Raw genomic sequence first — 4564 nt, 5'->3', positions numbered from 1 at the left:
CGCACAGAGTGTAGCGCTGCTGCTCGGTCAGGGGGCTGACCTTGTGGCCGTAGCTGTTGAAGTTGCGGTCGGTGCCGCCCGGCGTGCAGCCCTGCGCCAGATAGTCGAGCACATGGGGCAGCAGCGGTACGGCTTCCGCCTCGACTTCGGCGCGCACGCCGCTGCCTTCGCAGATCTCGATCAGATGGCCCAGCAGACCGAAGCCGGTCACATCCGTCATGGCGGTGACCCCATCCACTTCGGCAAAGCGGGCACCGGCACTGTTAAGCGTGCACATCTGTTCGATGGCCGCCTCAAGATGTTCCGGCTGAATTTTCTTCTGCTTCTGGGCGGTGGTGAGAATGCCGATGCCGATGGGCTTGGTGAGAAACAGCTGGCAGTCGGGTTCGGCGGTGTCGTTGCGCTTGAGCCGGGTCGTTTCAACAAGGCCCGTCACCGCCAAGCCGAAGATGGGTTCCGGCGCATCGATGGAATGGCCGCCGGCCAGGGGAATACCCGCGTTGCGGCAGGCCTCGCGCCCGCCTTCGATCACCCGCTGGCCGGTGGCGGCGTCCAGCTTGTCAATGGGCCAGGCGAAGATGGCGATGGCCATCAGCGGACGGCCGCCCATGGCGTAGATATCACTGATGGCGTTGGTGGCGGCAATCTGGCCGAACCTGAACGGGTCATCCACAATGGGCATGAAAAAGTCGGTGGTGGACAGCACCGCCGTGCCATTGCCCAGATCGAAGGCGGCGGCATCGTCCTTGGTGTGGTTGCCCACCAGCAGTTCATCCGGCACGCTGTGGGCCATGCCGGTTTTGAGCATCTCTTCCAGCAGCGCCGGGGCGATCTTGCAGCCACAGCCTGCGCCGTGGGAGTATTCGGTCAGTCGGATCATGTTCATACGCCTCATTATAAAGGTTGGCATTCGGGGCAGAAAAAGGTGCCGCGCTGTCCCAGCGTGATGCGCTCGATGGCCGTGCCACAGGTGTGACAGGGGTGTTCTTCACGCCCATAGACATGCAGTTTCTGGGCGAAATAGCCCGGCTGGCCATCCGGGCGGGTGAAATCCTGCAGGGTGGTGCCGCCGGCCTCGATGGCTCGGGCCAGCACGGCACGGATGGCCTCATGCAGCCGGATGATGTCCCTTTCCTCAAGGCTGTTGGCGGGTCGGGCCGGATGAATGCCGGCCAGAAACAGCGCCTCATTGGCGTAGATGTTGCCCACGCCCACCACCACACGGCTGTCCATGATGAGTGTCTTGATGGCGCGGCGGGATTTGAGGCAGTGTTCAGCCAGATGGTTGGGGCTGAACCCGTCTGAAAGGGGCTCCGGGCCCAGATTCCGCAGGCGGGGATGCTGTCGCCAGTCACCGCTGCCGCTCAGCCAGGCACCGAAACGACGTGGATCGGTGTAGCGCAGCAGTCGGCCATCGTCCAGCAGTAGATCGATGTGATCATGCTTGAGTGCCAGTGTGTCCGCCGGCAGGATACGCAGGCTGCCGCTCATGCCCAGATGGATCAGCACGAAGCCTGTCGCGTTTTCCAGCACCAGCCACTTGCTGCGCCGCTGCAGCGCTGTGATGGGGGTGCCGCACCAGCGGTTGAGGGCCTCCGCATCCACCGGCCAGCGCAGGCGAGTCTGACGCACCACGGCTTTGGTCGGCGTGCGTCCGGTCAGATGGGGAGCAAGCCCTTTTCTTGTTGTCTCGACCTCTGGAAGCTCTGGCATGAAAGTTTCTTGTAAGTCTTTGAAAGTTCATGTTGACGTAAAATTGGCAACTTATTTTAAGGGCTGCCGATACAGAACATGAGGAGGTGGACCATGAAGGGCTACAGCATTGATCGCAGTGAAAACGGCTTTACCGTCTATCGTGGTGGACAGGCCATAGCGACCTTCGCCAGTGCGAAAGAGGCCATCGAGGCCATGCGCCAGTTCCGCGATCGGCCCGAACAGGCACGCCATGCCAATGTGCCGCCGGCCATTGCTGCCTTCAAGGCGCGTCAGCATCATGGCGGATGAGCGTCAGAGCGGATGTGTCTGCCGTAAGGCGAGAGCAGGATGGAAACTGCGCAATCGGAATGGTGCGGGAGGAGAGACTCGAACTCTCACGCCTTTCGGCACCAGAACCTAAATCTGGCGTGTCTACCAATTCCACCACTCCCGCGCGGCGGTCCCGTTTCAAGGGGACAAAAAAACCGGTCTTGCAACCGGCTTTCTGAAGATGGTGGCCAGGGGCAGAATCGAACTGCCGACACAGGGATTTTCAGTCCCTTGCTCTACCAACTGAGCTACCTGGCCAGAAGAATGCGCGCATTTTAGACAAAGGCGCGCAGGGTGTCAATTTCATTTCTCAAGCGCAGCAAGGATCGCCTGCTCCACCGCGTCGATCGGCTGGGTGCCGTCGATGTGGATGTATTTGAGTGACGGATTGGCCTCGGCTTCCTTGCGGTAGTAGTCCACCAGCGGGGCGGTCTGCTCGTGATAGACGGCCAGGCGCTTGCGGATGGTCTCCGGCTTGTCGTCATCGCGCTGAATCAGCGGCTCGCCGGTCTCATCATCCAGGCCCTCCTGCTTCGGCGGGTTGTATTTGATGTGGTAGGTGCGTCCGGAGGCCGGATGCACGCGGCGGCCCGAAAGACGCTCCACGATCACCTCGTCGGGCACGTCGATTTCGATGACGGCGTCAATGTCCACGCCAGCGGCCTTGAGGGCGTCCGCCTGCGCCACGGTGCGGGGAAAGCCGTCCAGCAGGAAGCCGTTGGCGCAATCCGGCTGGGCGATGCGTTCCTTGACCAGACCCACGATCACCTCATCCGGCACCAGCTGTCCGGCATCCATGTACTTTTTCGCCTCTTTCCCCAGTTCGGTGCCTTCGGCAATGGCCGCGCGCAACATATCGCCGGTGGAAATCTGCGGAATGCCGAAATGCCTGCTGAGGAACTGGGCCTGAGTGCCCTTGCCGGCGCCGGGAGCGCCCAACAGAATGATGCGCATGGTGGAGTCTCCTTGAATGGGTGATGGCGCGGTATTTTACCAGAGGGCGTCAGCTGCCCTCTTCGTTGACCGGCGCCAGCGGGTCGCCGTGAAGCATGCCATTTTCCGGCGCGTCCGGCCATTCAAGTGCGCGCAGCTGTGCGATCAGCCGCTCTTTTCCCGGCAGGCTGGGGGTGCTGTCATACCATGCGGTCAGCTCATCGATCACCTTCCGCAGCAGAGACGCCAGTGTGGAGGGAGCCGCATGCATGTCCACACCATCCATGAAGGCGTTGAGACTGGACAGAGCAGGGGCTTCCCATGGCGGCAGCAGGGGCGCATCAACGCACAGTTGCTGGACCGTCTGGCGGTGCCGCTCCAGCTGATCGAGCATGCCAAGCAGCCAGTCGGCCGCAGCGACATTATGATGTGCCTGCAGGGTATGGGCGGTATCGCGCAGAATCTGGGTCAGGTCGCTCACCAGCAGGCGGGCGCGGGCACAGTCGGAGTGTCGGGCGTTCATAGGGCAAAGGCCTCCTCTCCCAGTGTCTCAAGCGGCCTGTTTTCCGCCGTGTCCGGTGACCAGACGGGGCGCTGTGCCTGATAGAAGATGCCAGTGGTCAGAGCCGGCTTTTCCAGCACATTATGCATGGCGGTGCACAGGTCGTCCGTGGGTTCGGCATCCAGCGGCGTGGCCTCATGCCGCCAGGCCAGCTCTTCCGGACGGAAAGTGACACATGGGCTGAGCACTTCGATGAAGCTGAAACCCTCATGTTCGATACCGGCTGCGATCACCTTGCTCAGTTCCGCCGGGTTGCCGGAAAAGCCACGCGCCACAAAGCTGGCGCCCGCCGACAGCGCAAGCGCCATGGGCTGGAAGGGGCGCAGATGGGTGCCATGGGGCGCCAGCTTCGCCTTCCATTCCGGTTCCGTGGTGGGGGAGGGCTGCCCCTTGGTCATGCCATAGACGCGGTTGTCCATCACGATCAGGGTCATGTCCAGATTGCGCCGGCAGGCATGTAGAAAGTGGTTGCCACCGATGGAGTAGGCATCACCGTCGCCGGAGGTGACGATGACGGTCATTTCCGGGTTGGCCAGCTTGACGCCGGTGGCCAGCGGCAGGGCACGGCCATGCAGACCATGAAAACCGTAAGCGTCCACATAGGCGGGCAGGCGGGAGGAGCAGCCGATGCCGGAAATGACGGCTGTGCGATCCTTGTCCAGGTCCAGCCACGCCATCGCCTGCGTCAGCGCCCGCAGCACCATGAAATGACCGCAGCCAGGGCACCAGATGGGATGGATATCGGATTTGTAGTCGTTGGCAAAGGGCATCAGATGTCCTCCTCGAGGCGCTTGATCACCTCACCGGGTCGGATGGGCAGTGGGCCGGGTTGTGCCAGACTTTCCAGCGGCATATCCGGCAGTCGGCTCTGCAGATAGTGCAGCAGCTGCGCCCCGTGGGTCTGTTCCACCACCAGCCGTCGCCGGGTTTTTTCCAGCAGGGGGCGCAGCCGTTCGACCGGCAGGGGCATCAGCAGGCGCAGCCCCAGTGCGGCGGTGGGGTGGCCGGCTTCGGTGCGCACGCGGGCACAGTGCTTCAGCAGGG

The 4564-nt window shown here is 62.5% G+C and carries 7 protein-coding genes and 2 tRNA genes; 1 reads left to right on the top strand and 8 read right to left on the bottom strand.

The annotated features are described in order from the left end of the window. Window positions 1-886, bottom strand: an 886-nt coding sequence (selD, locus tag F8K16_RS00460; protein ID WP_294945436.1) for a selenide, water dikinase SelD, incomplete at its 3' end; no start/stop codon positions are given. Between the two features lie 8 nt (window positions 887-894). Beyond that, window positions 895-1713 (bottom strand): bifunctional DNA-formamidopyrimidine glycosylase/DNA-(apurinic or apyrimidinic site) lyase, encoded by an 819-nt coding sequence (gene mutM, locus F8K16_RS00455; RefSeq protein ID WP_294945434.1) that lies wholly within the window; start codon window positions 1711-1713, stop codon window positions 895-897. Window positions 1714-1806: 93 nt separating this feature from the next. On the opposite strand from mutM, the gene F8K16_RS00450 reads away from it, so the two are divergent. Beyond that, window positions 1807-2004 carry a hypothetical protein gene (locus F8K16_RS00450; RefSeq protein ID WP_294945431.1) on the top strand — a complete coding sequence of 66 codons (198 nt, stop codon included), beginning with the start codon at window positions 1807-1809 and terminating at the stop codon, window positions 2002-2004. Between the two features lie 60 nt (window positions 2005-2064). On the opposite strand, the gene F8K16_RS00445 is transcribed toward F8K16_RS00450, so the two are convergent. The 6 genes from F8K16_RS00445 to F8K16_RS00420 form a co-directional block, all read right to left on the bottom strand. Beyond that, window positions 2065-2149: transfer RNA gene (locus tag F8K16_RS00445), tRNA-Leu, on the bottom strand. A 58-nt stretch (window positions 2150-2207) separates the two neighbouring features. Next, window positions 2208-2283: transfer RNA gene (locus F8K16_RS00440), tRNA-Phe, on the bottom strand. Window positions 2284-2328: 45 nt separating this feature from the next. Further along, on the bottom strand, window positions 2329-2979 hold the full coding sequence (gene adk, locus F8K16_RS00435; protein ID WP_294945428.1) for an adenylate kinase: 651 nt from the start codon (window positions 2977-2979) through the stop codon (window positions 2329-2331). 49 nt (window positions 2980-3028) lie between these two features. Continuing rightward, window positions 3029-3481, bottom strand: coding sequence for a hypothetical protein (locus F8K16_RS00430; RefSeq protein WP_294945424.1), 453 nt, complete (start codon window positions 3479-3481; stop codon window positions 3029-3031). Then, window positions 3478-4290 carry a 2-oxoacid:ferredoxin oxidoreductase subunit beta gene (locus F8K16_RS00425; RefSeq protein ID WP_294945421.1) on the bottom strand — a complete coding sequence of 271 codons (813 nt, stop codon included), beginning with the start codon at window positions 4288-4290 and terminating at the stop codon, window positions 3478-3480. The genes F8K16_RS00430 and F8K16_RS00425 overlap by 4 nt, the downstream gene beginning before the upstream one ends. Beyond that, window positions 4290-4564: hypothetical protein (locus F8K16_RS00420; RefSeq protein ID WP_294945417.1), on the bottom strand; the 275-nt coding region annotated here is incomplete at its 5' end. The genes F8K16_RS00420 and F8K16_RS00425, both read right to left, overlap by 1 nt.

Source organism: Sulfurivirga sp., assembly GCF_015490265.1.
GTDB lineage: Bacteria > Pseudomonadota > Gammaproteobacteria > Thiomicrospirales > Thiomicrospiraceae > Sulfurivirga.
The sequence above is the reverse complement of the archived record's forward strand: the minus strand, read 5'-3'. Positions and strand labels throughout refer to the sequence as shown.

Coding starts and splice junctions, on each gene's coding strand:
- mutM (WP_294945434.1), bottom strand. CDS start 1,713: ATGCCAGAGCTTCCAGAGGTCGAGACAACAAGAAAAGGGCTTGCTCCC.
- F8K16_RS00450 (WP_294945431.1), top strand. CDS start 1,807: ATGAAGGGCTACAGCATTGATCGCAGTGAAAACGGCTTTACCGTCTAT.
- adk (WP_294945428.1), bottom strand. CDS start 2,979: ATGCGCATCATTCTGTTGGGCGCTCCCGGCGCCGGCAAGGGCACTCAG.
- F8K16_RS00430 (WP_294945424.1), bottom strand. CDS start 3,481: ATGAACGCCCGACACTCCGACTGTGCCCGCGCCCGCCTGCTGGTGAGC.
- F8K16_RS00425 (WP_294945421.1), bottom strand. CDS start 4,290: ATGCCCTTTGCCAACGACTACAAATCCGATATCCATCCCATCTGGTGC.